Origin of the sequence: Mucilaginibacter oryzae, from assembly GCF_003148845.1 — a bacterium.
Classification (GTDB): domain Bacteria; phylum Bacteroidota; class Bacteroidia; order Sphingobacteriales; family Sphingobacteriaceae; genus Mucilaginibacter; species Mucilaginibacter oryzae.
In genome coordinates this window covers 1-19,871 of record NZ_QGHA01000003.1, presented here as the reverse complement: position 1 = coordinate 19,871, position 19,871 = coordinate 1, and the positions used below count along the sequence as shown (strand labels likewise).

17 protein-coding genes are annotated in these 19,871 nt (G+C 44.4%); 14 read left to right on the top strand and 3 right to left on the bottom strand.

What is annotated here, in order from left to right; all coding sequences use genetic code 11:
* Window positions 1–12 precede the first annotated feature (12 nt).
* Window positions 13–867 (top strand): oxidoreductase, encoded by an 855-nt coding sequence (locus tag LX99_RS09275; RefSeq protein ID WP_109607637.1) that lies wholly within the window; start codon window positions 13–15, stop codon window positions 865–867.
* 318 nt (window positions 868–1,185) lie between these two features.
* Window positions 1,186–1,620: a hypothetical protein gene (locus LX99_RS09270; protein ID WP_109607636.1), complete on the top strand. Its 435-nt coding sequence runs from the start codon at window positions 1,186–1,188 to the stop codon at window positions 1,618–1,620.
* A 181-nt stretch (window positions 1,621–1,801) separates the two neighbouring features.
* On the opposite strand, the gene LX99_RS25610 is transcribed toward LX99_RS09270, so the two are convergent.
* Window positions 1,802–1,963, bottom strand: a complete 162-nt coding sequence (locus LX99_RS25610; protein ID WP_170122665.1) for a hypothetical protein — start codon at window positions 1,961–1,963, stop codon at window positions 1,802–1,804.
* A gap of 92 nt (window positions 1,964–2,055) precedes the next feature.
* Between LX99_RS25610 and LX99_RS09265 the strand changes: the two genes are divergently transcribed.
* The 3 genes from LX99_RS09265 (at window position 2,056) to LX99_RS09255 (ending at window position 4,571) form a co-directional block, all read left to right on the top strand.
* Window positions 2,056–2,664: a GIN domain-containing protein gene (locus LX99_RS09265; RefSeq protein WP_109607635.1), complete on the top strand. Its 609-nt coding sequence runs from the start codon at window positions 2,056–2,058 to the stop codon at window positions 2,662–2,664.
* A 115-nt stretch (window positions 2,665–2,779) separates the two neighbouring features.
* Complete coding sequence (locus tag LX99_RS09260) at window positions 2,780–3,502, top strand: head GIN domain-containing protein (protein WP_146203087.1); 723 nt, start codon at window positions 2,780–2,782, stop codon at window positions 3,500–3,502.
* A gap of 94 nt (window positions 3,503–3,596) precedes the next feature.
* On the top strand, window positions 3,597–4,571 hold the full coding sequence (locus LX99_RS09255; RefSeq protein ID WP_109607633.1) for a c-type cytochrome: 975 nt from the start codon (window positions 3,597–3,599) through the stop codon (window positions 4,569–4,571).
* Window positions 4,572–4,918: 347 nt separating this feature from the next.
* On the opposite strand, the gene LX99_RS09250 is transcribed toward LX99_RS09255, so the two are convergent.
* Complete coding sequence (locus LX99_RS09250) at window positions 4,919–5,527, bottom strand: sigma-70 family RNA polymerase sigma factor (RefSeq protein ID WP_109607632.1); 609 nt, start codon at window positions 5,525–5,527, stop codon at window positions 4,919–4,921.
* Between the two features lie 168 nt (window positions 5,528–5,695).
* Between LX99_RS09250 and LX99_RS09245 the strand changes: the two genes are divergently transcribed.
* The 6 genes from LX99_RS09245 (at window position 5,696) to LX99_RS09220 (ending at window position 17,299) form a co-directional block, all read left to right on the top strand.
* Window positions 5,696–6,850 carry a FecR family protein gene (locus tag LX99_RS09245; RefSeq protein ID WP_109607631.1) on the top strand — a complete coding sequence of 385 codons (1,155 nt, stop codon included), beginning with the start codon at window positions 5,696–5,698 and terminating at the stop codon, window positions 6,848–6,850.
* A 302-nt stretch (window positions 6,851–7,152) separates the two neighbouring features.
* The gene (locus tag LX99_RS09240; RefSeq protein ID WP_170122664.1) at window positions 7,153–10,521 is read left to right on the top strand and encodes a TonB-dependent receptor; all 3,369 of its coding nucleotides are present in this window, start codon (window positions 7,153–7,155) and stop codon (window positions 10,519–10,521) included.
* 10 nt (window positions 10,522–10,531) lie between these two features.
* Window positions 10,532–12,400 carry a RagB/SusD family nutrient uptake outer membrane protein gene (locus LX99_RS09235; RefSeq protein WP_170122663.1) on the top strand — a complete coding sequence of 623 codons (1,869 nt, stop codon included), beginning with the start codon at window positions 10,532–10,534 and terminating at the stop codon, window positions 12,398–12,400.
* Window positions 12,401–12,676: 276 nt separating this feature from the next.
* Window positions 12,677–15,268 (top strand): TIM-barrel domain-containing protein, encoded by a 2,592-nt coding sequence (locus LX99_RS09230; protein WP_170122662.1) that lies wholly within the window; start codon window positions 12,677–12,679, stop codon window positions 15,266–15,268.
* A 222-nt stretch (window positions 15,269–15,490) separates the two neighbouring features.
* Window positions 15,491–16,318, top strand: a complete 828-nt coding sequence (locus LX99_RS09225; RefSeq protein WP_109607627.1) for an SDR family NAD(P)-dependent oxidoreductase — start codon at window positions 15,491–15,493, stop codon at window positions 16,316–16,318.
* A gap of 63 nt (window positions 16,319–16,381) precedes the next feature.
* Window positions 16,382–17,299 carry a helix-turn-helix domain-containing protein gene (locus LX99_RS09220; protein ID WP_109607626.1) on the top strand — a complete coding sequence of 306 codons (918 nt, stop codon included), beginning with the start codon at window positions 16,382–16,384 and terminating at the stop codon, window positions 17,297–17,299.
* A 69-nt stretch (window positions 17,300–17,368) separates the two neighbouring features.
* On the opposite strand, the gene arr is transcribed toward LX99_RS09220, so the two are convergent.
* Window positions 17,369–17,776, bottom strand: a complete 408-nt coding sequence (gene arr, locus LX99_RS26370; RefSeq protein ID WP_342769423.1) for an NAD(+)--rifampin ADP-ribosyltransferase — start codon at window positions 17,774–17,776, stop codon at window positions 17,369–17,371.
* A 625-nt stretch (window positions 17,777–18,401) separates the two neighbouring features.
* On the opposite strand from arr, the gene LX99_RS09210 reads away from it, so the two are divergent.
* From LX99_RS09210 to LX99_RS09200, 3 genes are all read left to right on the top strand, one after another.
* Complete coding sequence (locus LX99_RS09210; protein WP_109607624.1) at window positions 18,402–18,674, top strand: hypothetical protein; 273 nt, start codon at window positions 18,402–18,404, stop codon at window positions 18,672–18,674.
* Window positions 18,671–19,444 carry a non-homologous end joining protein Ku gene (gene ku, locus LX99_RS09205; protein WP_109607623.1) on the top strand — a complete coding sequence of 258 codons (774 nt, stop codon included), beginning with the start codon at window positions 18,671–18,673 and terminating at the stop codon, window positions 19,442–19,444. Before LX99_RS09210 ends, ku begins: the two co-directional genes overlap by 4 nt.
* A gap of 263 nt (window positions 19,445–19,707) precedes the next feature.
* On the top strand, window positions 19,708–19,871 hold a 164-nt coding region (locus LX99_RS09200; RefSeq protein ID WP_146203086.1), incomplete at its 3' end, for a helix-turn-helix domain-containing protein.

Here is a 19,871-nt window from a genome sequence, read left to right as displayed (position 1 = left end):
AACAAAACAAAAATGAAAACTCAAAAAGTAATATTAGTTACCGGGGCCTCTAAAGGTTTTGGTTTGGAGATTGCCAAAACAGCGCTTGCAAACGGCGATAAGGTAATAGCAACTGTGCGCAGCAAAGCTGCTGAACTGGCAGCCTCGCTGAACAATAACCCTAACCTGTTGGTGGTTAATATGGATGTAACCAACGAAGCGCAGGTTAAAGCCGCTGTTGAAGAGGGCGTTGCTCATTTCGGTACTATTGATGTGCTGATCAACAACGCGGGGTACGGCATGGTAACCGCCATTGAAGAAGCCACCGATGCCGAAACCAAAGCGCAGTATGCCACCAATGTATTTGGCCTGCTGAATGTGACCCGCGCGGTTTTACCTTATTTACGCGCTCAAAGATCAGGGCATATCATCAATATATCATCATTATTTGGTTATGGCGCCTACCCGGGCTGGGCTTTGTACGGGTCGACCAAGTTTGCAGTTGAGGGCATTTCAAAAGGCCTGGCTTTAGAACTGGCGCCGCTGGGTATCAAAGTAACTTCTGCCGCCCCCGGGTTGTTTAGCACTGAGTTTTTGAGTGCCGAATCATACAGCGCGGGTAAAAATATTATTGAAGATTATGCCGCTACTGTTGGTCCGATGAGGGCAGGTGCCGATCAATTGCATGGTAACCAGCCCGGCGACCCTAAAAAACTTGCCCAGGTACTTGTTAACCTGGCTCACCATGAAAACCCTCCTTTGCATTTACCGATAGGTAAAGATGCTGTAGGAATGTTCAAAGCCAATAGCGAAAAGGTTAATAAAGAGGTTGATCAATGGCTGGAAGTATCAACCGGCACCGATCACGATCATATCGTTGCAAATTAATGATCTTCAGATAACAAACATCGCATTGACGAATTAATTTGCACCCATAGCGGGGGCGTAAATGTGGTGTTGATCGAATACAACTTAGCAGATTAGCAAAAGTTATTTTTTGACAGGGCGTTGGTAACAATGCCCTGTTTTGGCGAAAAGGGTATTGGTGTTACTAAAAGAATAACCGGCTGTTAATTATTTATTACCGGAGGTGTAAATTACCTTAAATGCCATATTATTGTACATGCTGTTATCACAAAAAACCTTTTAACTTATCTTATTGCTTTTGTATGCTGCAGTTTTAAGGTATCCGCGCAGCAAGCCCTCGTGTACCCTCGCATTGTAGGGTATTTTAGTTTCACCGATCCGATAGGTACCTGGACTAAAGACGGTTTTAAAAGTAATTTTGACAGAAATGTTTATACCATAGCGTTCCCTTTTGGTATGAACATCATCAAAAGCGATCATTTTGGGGTAAGTTTTGAGATATCACCTTCCATTCGTACCGAAAAGCACATCGCTAAGGTAAATACTGTAGTGTTTCATCCCGGAGCCATGTTCAGGTTTAAACATGGTTTTACCTTTATCAGTAGGGTGGCATTTGAAACTAACGGCAGGTTTGGGGTAACGCCTGTTTTTAACCAAGTGGTTGTTCGCGGTAAAAATGTCAACTTTTTTGCGTCGGTACCGGTGCCGGTCAGGTTCGGGAATGATCAGCCTACCTCTATTGGTACCGGGTTGCAGCTGGGGGTATCGTTTTAAATATTCTACTCCTTACTCTTGAATTTATCAAGGCTGTCCGTAGACTCCTGTTTGCGGACTGATATGCTTGTAGTCTCCAGCTACAATCCTGAAGGTAATTGATACCCTGGTTCGCGGGTTGTAAACCCGAAACATCATAATTTGAAGTTGAAGACTTCAGACAGCCGCAGAGATAGCTCGCTTAAATCAAATCATGATCCATTTCCACATCTGGAATCTGCACATTTGAAATCTGAAATCTGCACATCAAAATATTACCCCTCACATCAAAAAACTTCCTCTTTTCACCGATGATTTTCGGCCCTTCACCGACTAAAACCTGCTGTACATCTAATTGGGCCAAAACGGCTGTAACGTTTTAAAAATGGGGGCGTCTTATGAGTGTATTAAATAAAATAAAAACACAAATAATTGACAATCAAAATATTAATCATCATGAAAACTACAATATTAACAATCGCAACTTCATTGGTTTTAGCACTTGGTACAACAGCTAAAAGTAACGCGGCAACAAAAATTGATAACAATGCCGCTGTGGTATTAAACAATGTAAAAGGGATCAGCAAAATAGAAATCCGCGGTAACGTAGAGGTTTACGTATCCGCCGGCGATGCCGACCAGGTTAAGGTTTACAATAAATATTACGCTGAAAACGCGTTGGTTCAAAATAACAACGGTACTTTGCGTATCACCTCATACAAAAATGAAAAACTGGTGGTTTGGGTAACCGCTGCCGATTTAAAAGCCATCAACGCTTATGATAACGCCGAAGTGAAATCATTTGGTAAACTGTCAATGATCGATTTAAACGTTAACCTTTACAACAACGCATCGGCCAATTTGAAACTCGATACCTACGCCACCACCATCAATGTAAACGACCACGCCAAAGTTGAGTTGACCGGTACTGCAGATGTATACACTTTAAATCATACCCGCGAATCGTTGGTGAACAACAATGCTTTCGCCGCCAATCAGTACGTTGATCAGGTAACCAACGCGCCGGCCAAACACACTATAGAAAACGAACTGGCAGGCCTTTAATAATCACTTTTGCAAAAGTCTATCATATATTCTAAAAGCTATCGCCTAAAATGTGGTAGCTTTTTTTAATTTTGAAGTAACACTAAACTGCCCCCGGGCGTCATACACCACAACCATGAAAAAACACTTCTTAACCATCACTATTATAAGCGCGTTTATTGTAACCGGGATCTTATCCTCATGCCGACTGAAATGCGTGCATGGCTCAGGTAACCAAACCACCGAAAAGCGCAAGGCCGACGATTTTAAAAAAGTGGAGATCTCGGGCGCGTTTAAGGTTCATTTAAAACAGGACAGTACTTTGGGAATCACGATTACCGCAGACGACAACCTGATCAAATATATTTCTACATCGGTTGAAGGTGGTACGCTCCACATCAAATCAAAAAAGAATTTCTGCGATCCGGGCGATATGGTGATCAATATCGGTGTGAAAAACCTTGAAGAAGTTAAAGCCGCGGGCGCCGTTGAGGTTTTCAGCGATGGGAAAATCACCGCCAAAGATTTTAAACTTGATCTTTCCGGAGCTACCAAGGTAACGCTTGATCTGAATGCAGCAAATGTATCAACAGAAGGAAGCGGCGCAACCGAAATCACTTTGAAAGGCCAGGCCGCGTCGCATAAAATTGACCTGAGCGGTGCTGGTAAAGTAAATGCCTTTGATTTTGTTGTGGGTACTTATGATATCGAAACATCTGGTATCGGGCATTGTAATATTAATGTATTGCAAACCCTTAATGTACACACCAGCGGCGCGTCTGAAATACAGTACAAAGGCTCGCCATCTACCGTTAATAACGATAAATCCGGAGCCTCGTCTATTAAAAAAGTAGACTGATCGATCATCATAAATCACAAAGAAACGGCCGGGGACTATGTAATATTCTCCGGCCGTTTTAATTTTCCGTCACCTTACACTAATTAAAAATCAAATGAAAAAGTTTTTAAAATGGACAGCGTATGCAGTTATAGCGCTGGCGCTGATCATTGTTGCAGGTATAGCTTACATAACGCTTGCACTGCCCAACGTGGGTAAACCCGAGGCCATTAAAATTGATGCCACCCCGCAACGCATAGCCCATGGTAAGTACCTGGCTAATCATGTTACCCTTTGTATAGATTGCCATTCGGCCCGTAGATGGGATAAGTTTGCAGGGCCATCAGATTCAACCACGTTTGGCGGTGGCGGCGAAAAATTTGATGCCGCGGTTGGTTTCCCCGGTACGGTTTACTCGCCTAATATTACGCCGGTCAACCTGGCTGGCTGGAGCGATGGCGAAATCTTCAGGGCTATCACCACCGGTGTAAAAAAAGATGGATCAGCCATATTCCCGATCATGCCCTGGCCTTATTATGCCAAAATGAGCAGGGAAGATATTTATGATATTATCGCTTACATACGTACTTTAAAGCCAACGGGCAAAAATTATCCGGCGCACCGGTTGGATTTTCCGTTAAGCATCATTGTGCATACCATGCCTAAGCAGGCTCAGCCGGGCACGGTGCCAAACCCATCAGATACTATTAAATATGGCGCGTATTTGTTAAACGCAGCGGCCTGCAAAGAATGCCATACCCAGGCGGACAAAGGAAAACTGAAAGAAGAGTTGGCTTTTGCCGGCGGACAAGGCTATCAATTGCCGGGAGGAGGGAAGGTTTATTCGGCCAATATCACACCGGATAAAACAACCGGAATAGGTGGCTGGACAAAAGAGCAGTTTGTAAGTCGTTTTACGCAATATGCGGATGGTAAAGTCCAACCAATTTCAGTGAAACCAGGCGAGTTCCAGACGATTATGCCCTGGTGGAAATATGCCGGTATGAAAACGTCCGACCTGGAGGCCATATACGCTTATTTGAAAACCATTAAACCGGTTAAAAATGAGGTGGTGAGGTTTGTTAGGTAGAGATTAGAGGTTGGAGATCAGCAGTTATCGTTTCCGTTGATGCATCGTCAGATCATGATGTTTAAAGCCTGGCTAAGAATAAAATTAAACGCCTTATTCTACAGATTTATAATAACTTAAGTATATATCGAACTCGTTTTAACTTAAATAATACGGTATGTTTTGCCGGTCTGTGTTTGAAAATTATAAAGCAAGATTTCGGGTAATTTTACTGTGCAACGGGAATAGGTTCAGAAATGCCGGTGCTTTCAATCAGCAGGTAATCAAACCTGTTTACCTGCCGCTTCGGTAAACTTTATCAGGCTAACAAACCGGGGCGGCTACTATTTAATAATACAGATTTTGGCTTATAACCCGAGTTTGGCATGTACAAGGATGAGCTTGGCGATAAGTATTACAGTAGGATAGTGTTTGAAATGCGGCTTAAGGAATTTAACTGCCAGCGAGATCTGGTTTTCAACCGATCTTTTTGAAATAGAAAGGCGCTCGGCTATCTCTGCGTTGCTCAAATGGCTCACCCTGCTTAAGAGGAATATTTCTTTACATCTGGCAGGTAATTCATCAAGTAGTTGATCCAGGTTGTTTCTAAGTTCATCGGCTTCAATACTGCTTTCGGCATTATTGTATACAATGCTTAAATCATCCAGGTCTTCATAGTCTTTAACAAATTTTACCGGCGATGAATTATTGGCTTTGATGGCGTTATATACCCGGTAACGGGCAGCAGAGGTAAGGTAGTTTTTAAACGTGATAATGTTAAGCAACCCCCGTTTTTCCCAGATATTAACAAATATATCGTTTACGATACCCATGCAGGTTTCGGTATCACGTAAATAAGAGAAGGCTTTTTTATAAACCACTTCCCAGTAGCGATCATAAAGCAGGGTGAACGCCTTTTTATCGTTACGTTTTACTGCGGCAAATAAGTCTTCATCTGATGGTTTGGTATGGTTCATTTAAAAGGAATCCGATCTGAGCTTGAACCATGCAAGGTAATAACAAAGTTTTATTGTTGAGGGATAGTTAAGCCTTATTACAGATTCTTTAAAAAAATCTAAAAAAAAAGAAAAAAAGTATGTGAGTTATTGCCGGGAGGGTTGTCTATACCAATAACCGTTATAGCCATGTTGTACCAGGAATTTAAAAAATTGTACGAGCGTTGCACATTAGGCAACTGTACCCCCGAAGAACAAAAACTATTTGAAGAGTATCGTGATAGCTTCGATTTATCGGATATGCCATGGAGCTCAGACTTTGGCGATAAAGCAAAAATTGAGCAACGCCTGAAAGCAGATTTGCATAACCGGTTATTTAAAAAACAGGTAAAACGTATTACCCCAATACGTTGGTGGGCGGCCGCGGCGGTTGCTATTTTTACGTTGGGCGGATTATTGTTCGTTAACAAGTACTTTCACAATCCTGCTAAACCTCATGAATTGGTATCCGATCAAAACATTATTAAACCAGGCAGCAACAAAGCCATATTGACCCTTGGCAACGGAAAGGAAATTATTCTTGAGGGTTCGCCCAAGGGGCAATTGTTTAGGTTTGATGATGTTACCGTTAATAACGCTGCAGATAGCAGCGTGGCCTACCAGAAAACTCATGCTGAGGCCACCGGTAAATTACAGGTTTACAATATATTATCAACACCCCGTGGCGGAAAGTACCAACTTATACTGGCCGATGGCACAAAGGTTTGGCTTAATGCAGGCAGCAGCATTAAATACCCGGTTCACTTTGCAGTTAACGAAAGAATGGTTGAGTTATCTGGCGAAGCTTATTTTGAAGTTGCCCGTGATGCTAACAGGCCGTTTAAAGTGGCAGGTGCGGGTCAGGTAGTGCAGGTATTGGGTACTCACTTTGATGTTAACGCTTACCCTGACGAAAATATAGTTAAGACAACCCTGCTTGAGGGTAGCGTTAAGGTATATGGAAAGTCAGGCCCTCCGGATTTGCCCGGTTCAGCAATCACTTTAAGGCCAGATGAACAGGCTGTTTTCAAAAACGATCGGTTATCAAAAGTAACTGTAGATGCCGACGAGTTTGTGGCCTGGAAAAAAGGCGTGATCTTATTCAGGGACGCGGATATCCATGATGTTATGCGCAAAATTTCGAGGTGGTACAATGTTGAAGTAGAATACCGGGGCCGGTTGGGTAATGATACCTACAATGGGGAAATCCCCGGTAACGCTGCATTTTCAGAGGTGCTTAAAATCCTGAAACTTGATGATATCAATGTAAAGCTAAACGGGCGAAAGCTCATCGTTTCTCAATAACAACCCTACATCAATCCTAATAAAAACCAATAACCAATTATTAACCTCAAAACCCAATTTATGATGAAGAAAAAAGATACTTAAAAGCTCCATTAAAAATCTCATCCATAAAAAAAGCCGGTAGTGCTTCCAACACTGCCGGCGGGTTCCGCTTGCGCGGTAGTTTCTGGATCGGAGATTAATAGAAAACCAGCACAGTTCAATTTTAATCCAACCAAAAACCTAACTAAACTATGAAAATTAATCTACGTAGTTTGAAAAACTGCGAATTTCTGTTTTTAAGTCGAAGAACATTTTTAGTGATGAAGCTAATTATTTTTTTAACTATCGCTTTTACTTTACAGGTTAAAGCGGATGTATTCGCCCAAAAAATCACCCTGGCCGAAAACGGGGTGTCGCTCGAAGACGTATTAAAAGATATCAATAAACAAAGCGGCTATACTTTCTTTTATAAAAAAAAGCTGCTGCAAAACTCGCCGCAGGTATCTATCAATGTTAAGGATGCCGATATTAAACAAGTGCTTGATATTTTATTAAAAGGTCAGGCATTGTCGTACAGTTTTGCCGATAAAACAATTGTAATAAAAAGCAGCGGCGAACCTGTTGAGGCCGGTCCCGATAAAGATAAAATGACGGCGGCAAATATTGAAGTTAAGGGAACGGTGGTTGATGAGGCCGGAAGGCCTTTGCCCGGAGCTTCAGTAAAAATTAAGGGAACAGGGCAGGGGATGATCACCAACGAGAAGGGTGAGTTTGTGTTTAAGAATATACCAGACAACAGTACGCTGGTCATCTCTTTCATTGGCTATACCACTAAAGAAGTTCAGGCCGCAAAAGATCTCGGTATTATCGCCCTTGTTCCGGGTACCGGCCTGCAGGAGATTGTTGTGGTTGGTTACGGAACCCAGCGTAAAGAGCGGGTTACCGGTTCAATAGTATCTGTTGGTACTAAGGAGCTGCAGCAAAGCCCGGTTGCCAATTTAAGCAACGCGTTGGCCGGCCGTTTACCAGGCTTGTTAACCGTTCAAAACAGTGGCGAGCCGGGCGCCGATGGCTCATCCCTGAACATCAGGGGCTTCGGTACAACCAATAATTCATCTCCGTTGGTTTTGGTTGATGGTATTCAAAGAGACTTTAGTGGTATAGATGCCAATGAGGTAGAAAATGTAAGCATTCTTAAAGATGCCGCCTCAACCGCTATTTACGGTATACAAGGCGCTAATGGCGTTGTGTTGGTTACTACCAAACGCGGAAAAATTGGTACATCGCGCATTTCGGCAACCGCTCAAAATGGCTGGCAATCGCCAACTTCACTACCCCAGTATGTCGATTCATATACCGGCCGCAAGCTTTATAAGGAAGGTTTGATTAATGACGGTCTTTTCGCCGATACCAGCGCCTACACCGATGTTTTGCTGAACAAATACCGCGATCGCACTTACCCTGCCTACCAGTATTTGTACCCTGATGTTAACTGGACAAAAACAATGTTGAAGCCGTTTTCATACCTTTCGCAAGGTAATTTGAACGTTACAGGCGGTACCGAGAAAACAAGGTATTTTATCTCTCTATCGTATTTACAGCAAAACGGCCTGTACAACTATGAAGACGCCGTAAGCCAGTACGATATCCAGGCCATAACCCATAAATACAACTTCCGCTCTAATATCGACCTGAATCTTACCAAAAACCTGTCGATGGAGTTGAATTTGGGAGCCATAGTGTACGACAGGAATTATCCCGGCGCAAATGCCTCGCAGATATTTAACGATATCAAACAAACTCCCGCGTGGTATTACCCGATAACCAATCCCGATGGATCGCCCGGTGCAGCGCCTAACACCAATCAGTCGCCTTATGTCGATTTAACCCAATCGGGTTATCAGCGAAACTTCGAAACCGAACTGCAGTCAACAGCGGGTTTTAAGTGGGATCTGGGCTGGTTAACCAAAGGTTTGAGTACACGTGTGAGATTATCATTTGATAATGATAATTTCCGGAATGTAAGCAGGCCGCTATCGAATATCACATACCAATACTTATTAAATCAGGGTGTTGCTGATACCGAAACAGATTTGGCAGCCAACGGTCATTATGTAATTGTAAACAACGGCAACGGCACCCTCGATTATAATGTAAACGCCAATGGATCGCGCCGTACAGTTTTAGAGGCTTACATCAATTATGACCGGGACTTTGGCAAGCATTCCGTAAAAGCTATGGCCATTTATAACCAGTCGAGCTTTTTTGATGCTGTAGGTGGCGGCGTACAAAACGCGAGAGCAGGTTTGCCCTACAAATACCAGGGAATTTTAGGCCGCGCCGCGTATGCTTATGACGACCGTTACCTTGCCGAGTTTAATTTTGGCTATAACGGCTCAGAAAACTTTGCCGAAGGGCACAGATTTGGTTTTTTCCCGGCTGTTTCGGCAGGTTGGATAGCATCAAATGAGCATTTTATTAAAGATAACGCTTCGCTTAGTTTTATCGATCAAATTAAATTGAGGGGATCATACGGTATTGTTGGTAACGATAAGATAGGTTCGAGCAGGTTCCTCTACCTCAGTTCGTGGGTAACGGGAGATTCGTATAGGTTCGGGTTTAACAGCAACGGAAATGGTTATACAGGTTACCTGGAAGGCCAGGCAGGTAATACATTGTTAACCTGGGAACGATCAAAAAAAATAAACCTGGGGCTTGATCTTAGTTTATGGAAAGGGATGTTCTCGCTGTCGGCTGATGTTTTTAAAGAGCGCCGTAATAATATCCTGGCCACCTCACAGCTGATTCCGTCGTTTATAGGCTTACCGCAAATACCGGCGGTTAACGCGGGCATAACCGATAACAAGGGGTATGAGATTTCGTTAAGCCACAGGCACGAGTTTGGCAAAAAGCAAGGATATAGCATTACCATCAATTATGCCTACGCAACCAACAAGATTTTGTTTTATGCCCAGCCCGATTACCCGGGCCGTGAATGGCAGGCTTTAAAGGGAACAAGCATCAACCAGATTTACGGCTACACAGCCCTCGGCCTGTTCAAAAGCCAGCAGGATATTGACAACAGCCCTTCGCAGGCAAGCCTTGGCGTTACCAAACCGGGCGATATTAAATATAAGGACCTGAACGGAGATAACGTGATCAATAGCCTTGATGCCGGTTATCTTCCCGGAAAAGTAGCCAACCCTAAGTCGCAATTTGGCGTAGCGCTGGGTTATCACTATGCCAATTTTGATTTGAGCGTATTGTTTCAAGGCGGTTTGGGCGGTTCTACCTTGCTTTCAGGATCAGGGGTTTATGCCTTTTCACGATTTGCCAGTTCGTTGGTGCAGGTGGTGGATAATCATTGGGTAGCCTCTAATCCGGATGCTAATTATATGTTCCCGCGTATTTCATCGGCCGATAATGTGAATAATCAGCAGGCTTCCACCTTCTGGATCTATTCGTCAAATTATATCCGCTTAAAAACGGTTGAGCTGGGCTATACGTTGCCGGTAACCTGGATGAAAAAGATAGGGATAGAGAATGCCCGCGTTTTTGTTAACGGCATCAATCTGCTCACCTGGAGCAAGCTTAAAGATTTCAATTTTGACCCTGAAATTGGCAATAATGGCACCGGAACCTATCCGCAGCAAAAAGTGATCAATGCTGGTTTACGATTTACATTTTAAAACATTAAACATGAAAAGCAATAAACTTATATACCTGTTTTTAATTGCCTGCATTTCTGTTGTTTCCTGCAAAAAATATCTTAATGTAGTGCCAACAGAACTGGTTACGCAGGACGCCGTTTTTAATAATATCCAAAATGCCGAGGGTGCGTGGAACCATTTGTATGCATCTTTAAACAATAACGATATCCAGTACATATACGGTGGAGGAACGGTTTTAGGAGCATGCACCGATGAGTGTAAAAACCATTGGGAAAATGTACCCGAGCTGCCCTTTAACTCAGGTGCCTGGAACGCTACCAACAATTCGCTTGATATCTGGGGCAGGGCTTACCAGTATATCCGATCGGCCAATATATTCCTGGCAAGTATTGATAAAACGCCTATCCCAGCCTCAAGGAATGATTATTACGCGCCCCGCATTCCGCTGTACAAGGCAGAAGCACGATTTCTGCGCGCTAATCAATATTTTGAATTATTCAGAAGGTATGGGGCTGTTCCGCTAATCAATGCAGTTTTAGCTACAACAGATCCCGCCGCTACCACAACAACAAGAAACACAGTTGATGATGTGGTAAAGTTTATCACAGCAGAATGTGACGCCATAGCTGAGATTTTGCCTTTAAATTATGCCAGCGGTTCGGCGGATTACGGGCGGATAACAAAGGGTGCCGCCTTAGCATTAAAGGCACGTACCTTACTTTATGCTGCCAGCCCCTTGTTTAACGGTAATGCCATGTATGCCGGTATTAAAAATGCCGATGGTACGCAACTGTTCCCTCAAACCTATGATAACAATAAATGGCTGTTGGCCGCCAACGCCGCCAAAGCAGTGCTTGATCTGAATGCTTATTCGTTATCTAATCCAAATCCTTCAAACCCGGTTGATAACTACGCGCAGTTGTTTTTTACCCGCAATTATGACGAAATTATATTGCCGTATATTATGGGTACCAACAGGGATTTTGAAGGTAACTACATGCCCAACGGCAGGGACGGGAACGCTGTGAACGGAAACGGAAAGATGAGCGTATTCCAGGAATTGGTTGATTCGTACGAAATGAATAACGGCAGGCCTATAACCGACCCTCAGTCAGGTTATCAAACTACCGGCTTTTGGAACGGCCAGTTATGGGATGGGGTAAGATATACCCCGGTTTCCAATATATCAAACATGTATAAAAACCGTGATCCGCGTTTTTACGCTACCATATTTTTTCAGTACGATGTTTGGAATTATAGCAATAATGCAAGGCCGCTGAAGTTTGCCTGGTTTGGCAATAACGGCGGCGGTTGCGACGGATGGCCTAAACCCGGTACCAATTGCGAAACAGGCTACAACTGGCGCAAATGGGCCGATCCAAATGTGAATTTAAAAGGCGGAGGCAGTGCCAACCGTAATTTCCCGATCATTCGCCTGGCTGAGATCTATTTAATTTATGCCGAAGCCATGAACGAATATTTAGGCGCACCAAACACCGATGTGTATAATGCTGTAAACGCGGTACGGAGCCGTGTATCTATGCCCGGGCTGCCAATTATAGCTTCAGATAATACCAAAGAAGGCATGCGGCAAAGGATCAGGAACGAAAGGCGCGTTGAATTCGCTTTTGAAAACCAGCGTTTTTGGGATGTGCGCCGTTGGCTGATAGCCAAAACTACCGACAATGGTAACATGCACGGTATGAACGCCAGGCCTACTCCCGCCGAGCTAAACGCTACCGGCCTGGATCCGAACAGCGAAGCTGCCGGTGTTGCCGTGTTTTATAAAACCGTGGTTGATCAAACCCGCGTTTTTGCCGACAGGCACTACCTGATGCCGATACCTCAAACCGAGATCAATATCGATCCGGCACTGGTACAAAATTATGGATGGTAACCTAAACCGAAATACCGGCGTGTTTTCTTTTAATTAAGGTTTTTAATCAAACTCATTTAGAAGATCAAACCCGGGCAGCTAAATGAGCGGTTGTTTTGAATAAAACAACCGCTTTTTTCAGGCTGATAATAGCCTTGAAATTAATCCCGTGGTTTAGTCGCGTTTAATTTTACAGTTAATCTTGTTTTAAAAAAACAAACAACACCGGAGTTTTTGAGCCGGGGTAGCTGTTTTATGCCCGTTCCCGGATTATTCCCAATCACAATTGATATTTACATGCGCATCACTTTTCAACAAAAAATAATAACGCTTTTTAAAACGATAACCTGCTGCTTAATCTTCATAACCGGCAGGGCCTATGGTCAGGTCGGTAACCAATTAACGCCCGACCCCAAAGCAGTTGTACAATTAGGAAACGCCTGTTTCACCGTGCTTACCGATCAAATGGTGAGATTACAGTGGGGGCAACCTTCAGGCTATGATAACCGGGCTTCATTGGTGGTGGTTAACCGCAGGCTGCCGGTTCCCGCGTTCACTACGCGTACGAGCGATAACTGGTTTTACCTCAAAACAAATAAAATAGAGCTTGCTTATAAAATCAATTCAGGCGTATTTGATAGCACTAACCTTAAAATCCGTTTTTTGAGTGCCGACACCGTAGCGTGGAAACCCGGGCAAAAGCAGAAATTTAATTTAAAAGGCACGTCCCGTACGCTGGATGGCCAGGACGGTGAGATGAACCTGTACAGCAATCAGAAATTGCAGCTGGAAGATGGGATCCTTTCACGGGACGGCTGGTTTTTCCTGGATGATTCTCAATCCTTAAGACTGGATCATTCTGACTGGCCATGGGTAGCCCCTCCAGGCACTCCGAAATTGGATTGGTACTTTCTGGCTTATGGCGATAACTATCAATCAGCTATATTGGATTTTAGCAAAATTGCCGGCCGTGTTCCCATGTTACCGCGCTACGTGTTTGGCTACTGGTGGTCGAGGTATTGGAGTTATTCAGACAATGAGCTCCGGGAGTTGGTTCAGAACCTGAGGCGCTTTGATGTGTCTACCGATGTGCTGGTGATAGATATGGATTGGCACACCAAAGGCTGGACTGGCTACACCTGGAACAAAAATCTTTTTCCGGATCCCGGCAGGTTCCTGAAATGGACCAGGGATAACCATTTGAAAACAACCCTGAACCTGCACCCGGCGGATGGTATTCAACCAACCGAAGATCAGTACCGGAGTTTCGCTGCTTACATGAAAGCGGATACTGCTCAGAAGAGATCCATCCCTTTTGAAGCATCAAACAAAGCATTTATGCGCGGCTTATTCGATATCGTTTTAAGGCCGATAGAAAAGGCCGGTGTTGATTTCTGGTGGCTTGACTGGCAGCAATGGCCCAACGATAATAAAATACCGCAACTAAGTAATACCTGGTGGCTTAACTATACATTTTTTACAGATATGGCTATGCACAGCCAAACCAGGCCTTTGCTATATCACCGTTGGGGCGGTTTGGGCAACCATCGTTACCAGATCGGCTTTTCGGGCGATACTTTCATGTCGTGGGAATCATTGGCTTATGAACCTTATTTTACCAGCACGGCTTCAAACGTTTTATATTCGTACTGGAGCCATGATATAGGCGGGCACATCCTTAAAGGAAATGAAAAAGGCGTAGAGCCAGAGCTTTATACCCGCTGGCTGCAATACGGAGGTTTCAGTCCCATCATGCGTACCCACTCCACTAAAAACGCGGCCATTAAAAAGGAGATCTGGAATTTTTCGGCGGAGTATGCAACCGCCCAGCATGATGCCATCAGGCTGCGTTACGCGCTTGTACCTTATATTTATACCATGTCCCGGAAAACGTTCGAAACGGGGATCGGGCTTTGCCGGCCAATGTATTATGATTACTCGAAACAGCCGGAGGCTTACAGCTATAAAGAACAATACATGTTTGGCGATAATATGCTGATCAGGCCGGTTACCACGCCATCTGTTGATGGTTTTGCTACCGTTAAGGTTTGGTTACCTAAAGGAAACGACTGGTACGAATGGTCTACCGGAACATTGCTTAAAGGCGGCCAGGTACTTGAACGCTCGTTTTCTATCAACGAATACCCGGTGTATGTAAAAGCCGGCTCGGTGATCCCGATGTATGATGACCAGGTACAAAATCTCGATAAGGATCCGGACAATCTTACAATAGGGATATTTCCCGGTAGCACCGGTAAGTTCCGGGTTTACGAGGATAACGGGAACGATAAGAGTTATGAGAGCCAATTTGCTAAAACGAACATCGAATCGCGCATCAACGGTAACGTGCAGGTGGTGAATATCGCGCCTCCTGTTGGCAATTATCCAGGAATGGTCGAACGGAAGAAATTTACGATAAAACTGTTTGGTACCCAGCCGCCCGCAAAGGTATCGGTAAACGGCAAGCTCGTGCAGTTTAATCCGGATAGCCGTGATGGTAGCTGGAATTATGACGGGAACAATCTGTGTTTAAATATTTTACTTCCGGATCAAAACCGTAAGGTTGCCCGGGAAATACGGATAACCTACAAGGTGGCACCCGGAGGTCCGGTAACATCGGGGCTTGTAGAAAAGTTTAAACGCCTGACGATGATAACGGCGGCGTTAAAAAGCAGTGATAATGGTAATGATGGTATGTACATCCCGAAAAATCTCGGTATTGCTGAGGAAACCAATCGCTTGTTTAGTTATCATCCCATGGATTTTGAAAAGTACCTGAGTCAGTTTGAAACCTCCTATAAGCTTATACCGGATGAGATTAAATCATTAAGGCAGATTGGTGAGCAGGAGAGGGCGAAGCTTATAAAATTGTGCCGTAAAATGCGATAGGTATTTAATTTATGAAGGTTTGCTTCAATTAATAGTTTGAGAGCGGATATGTTTGCATGGTGCTTCCTATTGGAGAGTACCGGCAATCGCCGGTCAGAAATTAAAACTTATCATGTTTGAGAAACATGCCCCTGATCTGTAATTAGCCTACAAATACCCGTAATCCGGCTACAAAACCCATCGCCCGCTACTGGAACTTTGTGCCATTAAATAAAAAATAGCATGACACAACAAACAAATAAAGTGTGGTTTATTACCGGCGCTTCACGCGGCCTGGGAAGGATCTGGGCAGAAGCAGTACTTCAGCGCGGCGACCAGGTAGCTGTTACCGCCCGCAATTTGAGTAGCATAGCAGCCCTGAAAAAACAATATGGCGATCAGGTATTCTTGCTGGAACTCGACGTTACCAATGCGGCCCAGGTGAAAGAAGCGGTTACCGCGGCACATGCGCATTTTAAACGGCTGGATATTATACTGAACAACGCGGGTTATCCGCTGGTTGGTACCATAGAAGACGGAGCGGCAGATGACATCCGCGCCTTATATGAAACCAATGTGATAGGTCCGGTTAGCGTTATCCAGGCGGCGTTGCCGCTGCTGCGCGGGCAGGGTTACGGTCATATCCTGGGTACTTCAAGCAATCTGGGGCACCTGGCCATGCCCATACTCGGTTATTATTGCTCGTCTAAATGGGCATTCGAGGCCATCCATGAAAGCCTGGCGCTGGAAGTAGCGCAATTTGGTATCAAGGTGACCATTATTGAGCCGGGCGCTTATGCAACTGAATTTGGAAGCGATCAGATCGGGAAGATTTTTGAGGGAAACCCGGTTTACCACGATTTCAAGGCAGATTTTATGGAGCGTATGAAAGGAATGGAAAGAGGCAACCCGCTTGCCACGCCTAACGCGCTGTTTAAATTAGTGGATGCCGTGAACCCACCGCTGCGGTTAAACCTGGGTAGCCACAACCTGCCCGGCTTGAAAGCTGCTTATGCCGACCGTATTGCCACCTGGGAAGCGTGGGACGAGGTTTCACGTTCGGCACAGTAAAATGAATCAATAATGACAACCGGGCATGAAAACGATGCCCGGTTGTTTGTAATTTAGTTAATGATGAAAAAAGAAGAGGAACAGCCGCTTAAGCTGGAATCGCTCACCGAGGCGCACCGCCTGTTTGGCTTGCCGCAGCCTAAACACCCGCTGATCAGCCTGATCAACGGCGCGCATACGGTATTGGAAGGTAAATTGCCAACGCGGCATGTGCTGGCTTATTACAAAATAGCTTATAAACCGAAATTGGGAGGTAAGTTGAAATATGGGCAGGGTTATTATGATTTTGATGCGGGCGGCTTGTTGTTTGCGGCACCAGGACAGATTATAGGCGGCAATGACCAGGAGGGGGCGGTGTGTTCGCAATACACCCTGATCATTCACCCGGATTTCTTTTTAGGCTACCCGCTGGCTAAAAAGATCAAACAATACGGCTTTTTTTCCTATAGCACCAACGAAACGCTACATCTTTCGGAAGAGGAAAAAAACATCATTTTGTCCATCTTCAACTTTATGGAAAGGGAACTGGACAGCCGGATAGACGATTTTAGCCAGGAAGTTATGATCTCCCAGATCGAGCTGCTGCTGAGCTATGCCAACCGCTTTTACAGGCGGCAGTTCCTGACCAGGAAAGCGGCCATTACCGATATCCTGCAACGGTTGGAGGAAACGCTAAATACCTATTTCAACGACGAACAGGCGCTGAGCGGGGGTATACCTACGGTGGCTTACCTGGCTGCAAAGCTAAATCTTTCGCCAAATTACCTCAGTGATATGCTGCGCTCACTTACCGGGCAAAGCGCTCAGCAGCACATTCATGACCGGCTTATTGATAAGGCGAAAGAAAAGCTGTCTACCACCAACTTGTCGGTGAGTGAGGTGGCGTATGCTTTGGGGTTTGAGCACTCGCAGTCTTTCAGCAAATTATTCAAAACTAAAACCAGGCTGTCGCCCCTTGAATTCCGTAAGTCCTTTAATTAATTCTCGGATTTTAACAATTGATTTCGTAACCAGCCCGCTGATTTAATATATAGACTAGCATCATGGACATTAATTGATTATCCCGCCTTTATTAGCCTTTAGTTTTTCGCGCCATTGCTGCAGTTGTTCAGGTGTTTGCCTTTGCCATTCGGTCGCTTCACCAATGATTTTTAGTGGTTGCAGGCTACGGTAGGAACGGGTTGGGTTTCCGGGAAATTTTTTATTGGTTACGTTGGGATCGTCCTCAAAATCGCCGGTAGGTTCCACCAAATAAACGCGCTCAGCGCCTTCGCCGTTGGCTAAAGCTGCCGCCAAACCTGCGCCGTTGATCAGGCCGGTAAAATAGATGTGGTTCATCACCAGTTCTGACTGATAGTTAGACATGTATCCAGCGTTCAGGAGATCTCCGGCCTGCAGGTCAGCTTTTGTACCGTGATAAAAAGGGCCTTTATCCAAAGGCGGGCTAACCGATGACAGGGCGAGTTCCTGGTGTTTCCTGGCATGACTAACGTCGCCCAGTTCCTGGTAACATTGAGCGATATATTCATGTAATGGGGGAAAAGCCGCCCTGACCGGTTCATTATCCAAACTCAGGCCTAATTGTAATGCCGTGTCATACCACATTAACCTGCCGGTAGCTTCGGGCTGGAGCCTGGCAATGAACCAGGCGGCCAGAAACTTTTCAAACTCGTTTGAAGCGTCATCCCAGGCTTGCCTGTATAAATTAACGGCATCCTGAAACTTGCCGGTTTCTTCCATAAGCATTCCGCGCATACACATCTGTATAATGTGATTATTTGGATTAAATTCCATATTAACTGGTTGGTTTTTTGCCGAAAGTAGCGGGCTAAAATGGTAAAAAGGAAAGTTTTGAAGTATATTTTTTTTAGCGCACTAAGGCACTGATACCTGCGTTATAACTACAACCAGATCGGGATTGACAAAGCCATTTTTATACAATTCCGGATGTTGCCGGAGTGTCAAAAAACTACCGTTGCATAGCAATTTTCAATCCATTTTATTGAGTAGTTAGCTATCATATTTACTTCTTGTTGCTAAACAAAAGCCGGTTACAATAGTTGTAAAAAGCAAATACTTTAATATGGATAATTTTCCGGTAACTATCAGTGTTGATAAAGAGGTACTGCGCTTTGAGGTGGGTGAATACCTGCATCACAGCGGCCAAACCTGTAAGTTTAAAGTTTTTAGGGATGGCGCCTGGGTTGCCAGTTTTGAACCTGACCCGCATGAGTACCTGAGGGTTTGCAGTAATCCAGGTAACCTCCAAGAGCAGGTACTGCATTTATTGGCCGATGAGATAGAGAACCACCATCCGCATCAAACGAATGATCACATCAAAACCATAAAATCATGAGGGCTATCTGGAAAGGCTCTATCGGCTTCGGCCTGGTAAGCATCCCTGTAAAACTATACTCGGCAGTGCAAACTTCAGGTATCGACCTGGATATGCTTGACAGCCGGGATCATGCGCATATCAAATATCAGCGGGTAAATGAGAATACCAAAAAAGAAGTTCCCTATGATAAGATAGTTAAAGGCTACAAGCTTGATAACGACGAATATGTTATTGTGGAAGATGCCGACTTTGAGGCTGCCGCGCCCGAAAAGAGCAGGGTTATAGAAATAGAAAGCTTTGTTGACCTCGAAGAGATTAACCCGATGTACTATGAAACTTCCTATTACACCGAACCTGATACTAAAAACAACAAGGCCTACGCGTTGCTTTTTCAAACCCTGCAACAAACAAAAAAAGCCGGTGTGGCCAGATTTGTATTACGAAGCACCGAAAGCCTTTGCGTGGTACACGCGGTGAAAAAAAGTATGGTGGTTACCCGTATCCGCTTCGAGCAACAAATCCGCGATCAGGACGACCTGAATATCAGCGATAATGTAAAAGTGAGCAAAAAAGAGCTGGATGTTGGCCTCGCATTGGTTAACCAATATGCTGAAAAGTTTGATCTGTCGAAATACAAAGACGAATACCATACCGAGTTACTTGAACTGATCAAGGCTAAAGCGAAGGGTAAACGGCCAACCATCAAAAAGCTTAAACCGGCCAAAGCCAAAAACGATGATCTTTACGACCAGTTAATGAGCAGCTTACAAGCCAAAAAAGGGGCATAGAAAAACTGGAAAAGTTCTGAGCCGGGTTAATGGGGATAAGCTTCATGACCACATTAGTTGCCTGATGTCTGTACCTGTCGATGAAAAATTCTGAAAGCCAGAACACCTGGTTTGCAGGCTTTGGAGATAACACCGTTTGAGATGGATCTCTTTATAGAAAAAACACAGCGCCGGATTTAATCCGGCGCTGTGTTTTAGGTGAGATAGTCACAATTTAATCTGACAGTTACGATTAATTAACGCACGTAACAGAGATTAGCATTATGACAACCCAAGCAAAGATCATCAAAAACAAGATGGGCATATTGGAGCTTGCCGAGCATTTAGGTAACGTATCACAGGCCTGTAAAGTGATGGGCTATTCCCGTGATAGTTTCTACAGGTTCAAGGAACTTTACGAACAAGGTGGCGAACTGGCCTTACAAGA

Excerpts from the sequence above, each read along its gene's own strand:
- LX99_RS09230 (WP_170122662.1), top strand. The coding sequence starts at position 12,677 with ATGCGCATCACTTTTCAACAAAAAATAATAACGCTTTTTAAAACGATA.
- ku (WP_109607623.1), top strand. The coding sequence starts at position 18,671 with ATGAGGGCTATCTGGAAAGGCTCTATCGGCTTCGGCCTGGTAAGCATC.
- LX99_RS09265 (WP_109607635.1), top strand. The coding sequence starts at position 2,056 with ATGAAAACTACAATATTAACAATCGCAACTTCATTGGTTTTAGCACTT.
- LX99_RS09250 (WP_109607632.1), bottom strand. The coding sequence starts at position 5,527 with ATGAACCATACCAAACCATCAGATGAAGACTTATTTGCCGCAGTAAAA.
- LX99_RS09220 (WP_109607626.1), top strand. The coding sequence starts at position 16,382 with ATGAAAAAAGAAGAGGAACAGCCGCTTAAGCTGGAATCGCTCACCGAG.
- LX99_RS09255 (WP_109607633.1), top strand. The coding sequence starts at position 3,597 with ATGAAAAAGTTTTTAAAATGGACAGCGTATGCAGTTATAGCGCTGGCG.
- LX99_RS09245 (WP_109607631.1), top strand. The coding sequence starts at position 5,696 with ATGTTGTACCAGGAATTTAAAAAATTGTACGAGCGTTGCACATTAGGC.
- LX99_RS09240 (WP_170122664.1), top strand. The coding sequence starts at position 7,153 with ATGAAGCTAATTATTTTTTTAACTATCGCTTTTACTTTACAGGTTAAA.
- LX99_RS09210 (WP_109607624.1), top strand. The coding sequence starts at position 18,402 with ATGGATAATTTTCCGGTAACTATCAGTGTTGATAAAGAGGTACTGCGC.
- LX99_RS09225 (WP_109607627.1), top strand. The coding sequence starts at position 15,491 with ATGACACAACAAACAAATAAAGTGTGGTTTATTACCGGCGCTTCACGC.
- LX99_RS09275 (WP_109607637.1), top strand. The coding sequence starts at position 13 with ATGAAAACTCAAAAAGTAATATTAGTTACCGGGGCCTCTAAAGGTTTT.
- LX99_RS09235 (WP_170122663.1), top strand. The coding sequence starts at position 10,532 with ATGAAAAGCAATAAACTTATATACCTGTTTTTAATTGCCTGCATTTCT.
- LX99_RS09260 (WP_146203087.1), top strand. The coding sequence starts at position 2,780 with ATGAAAAAACACTTCTTAACCATCACTATTATAAGCGCGTTTATTGTA.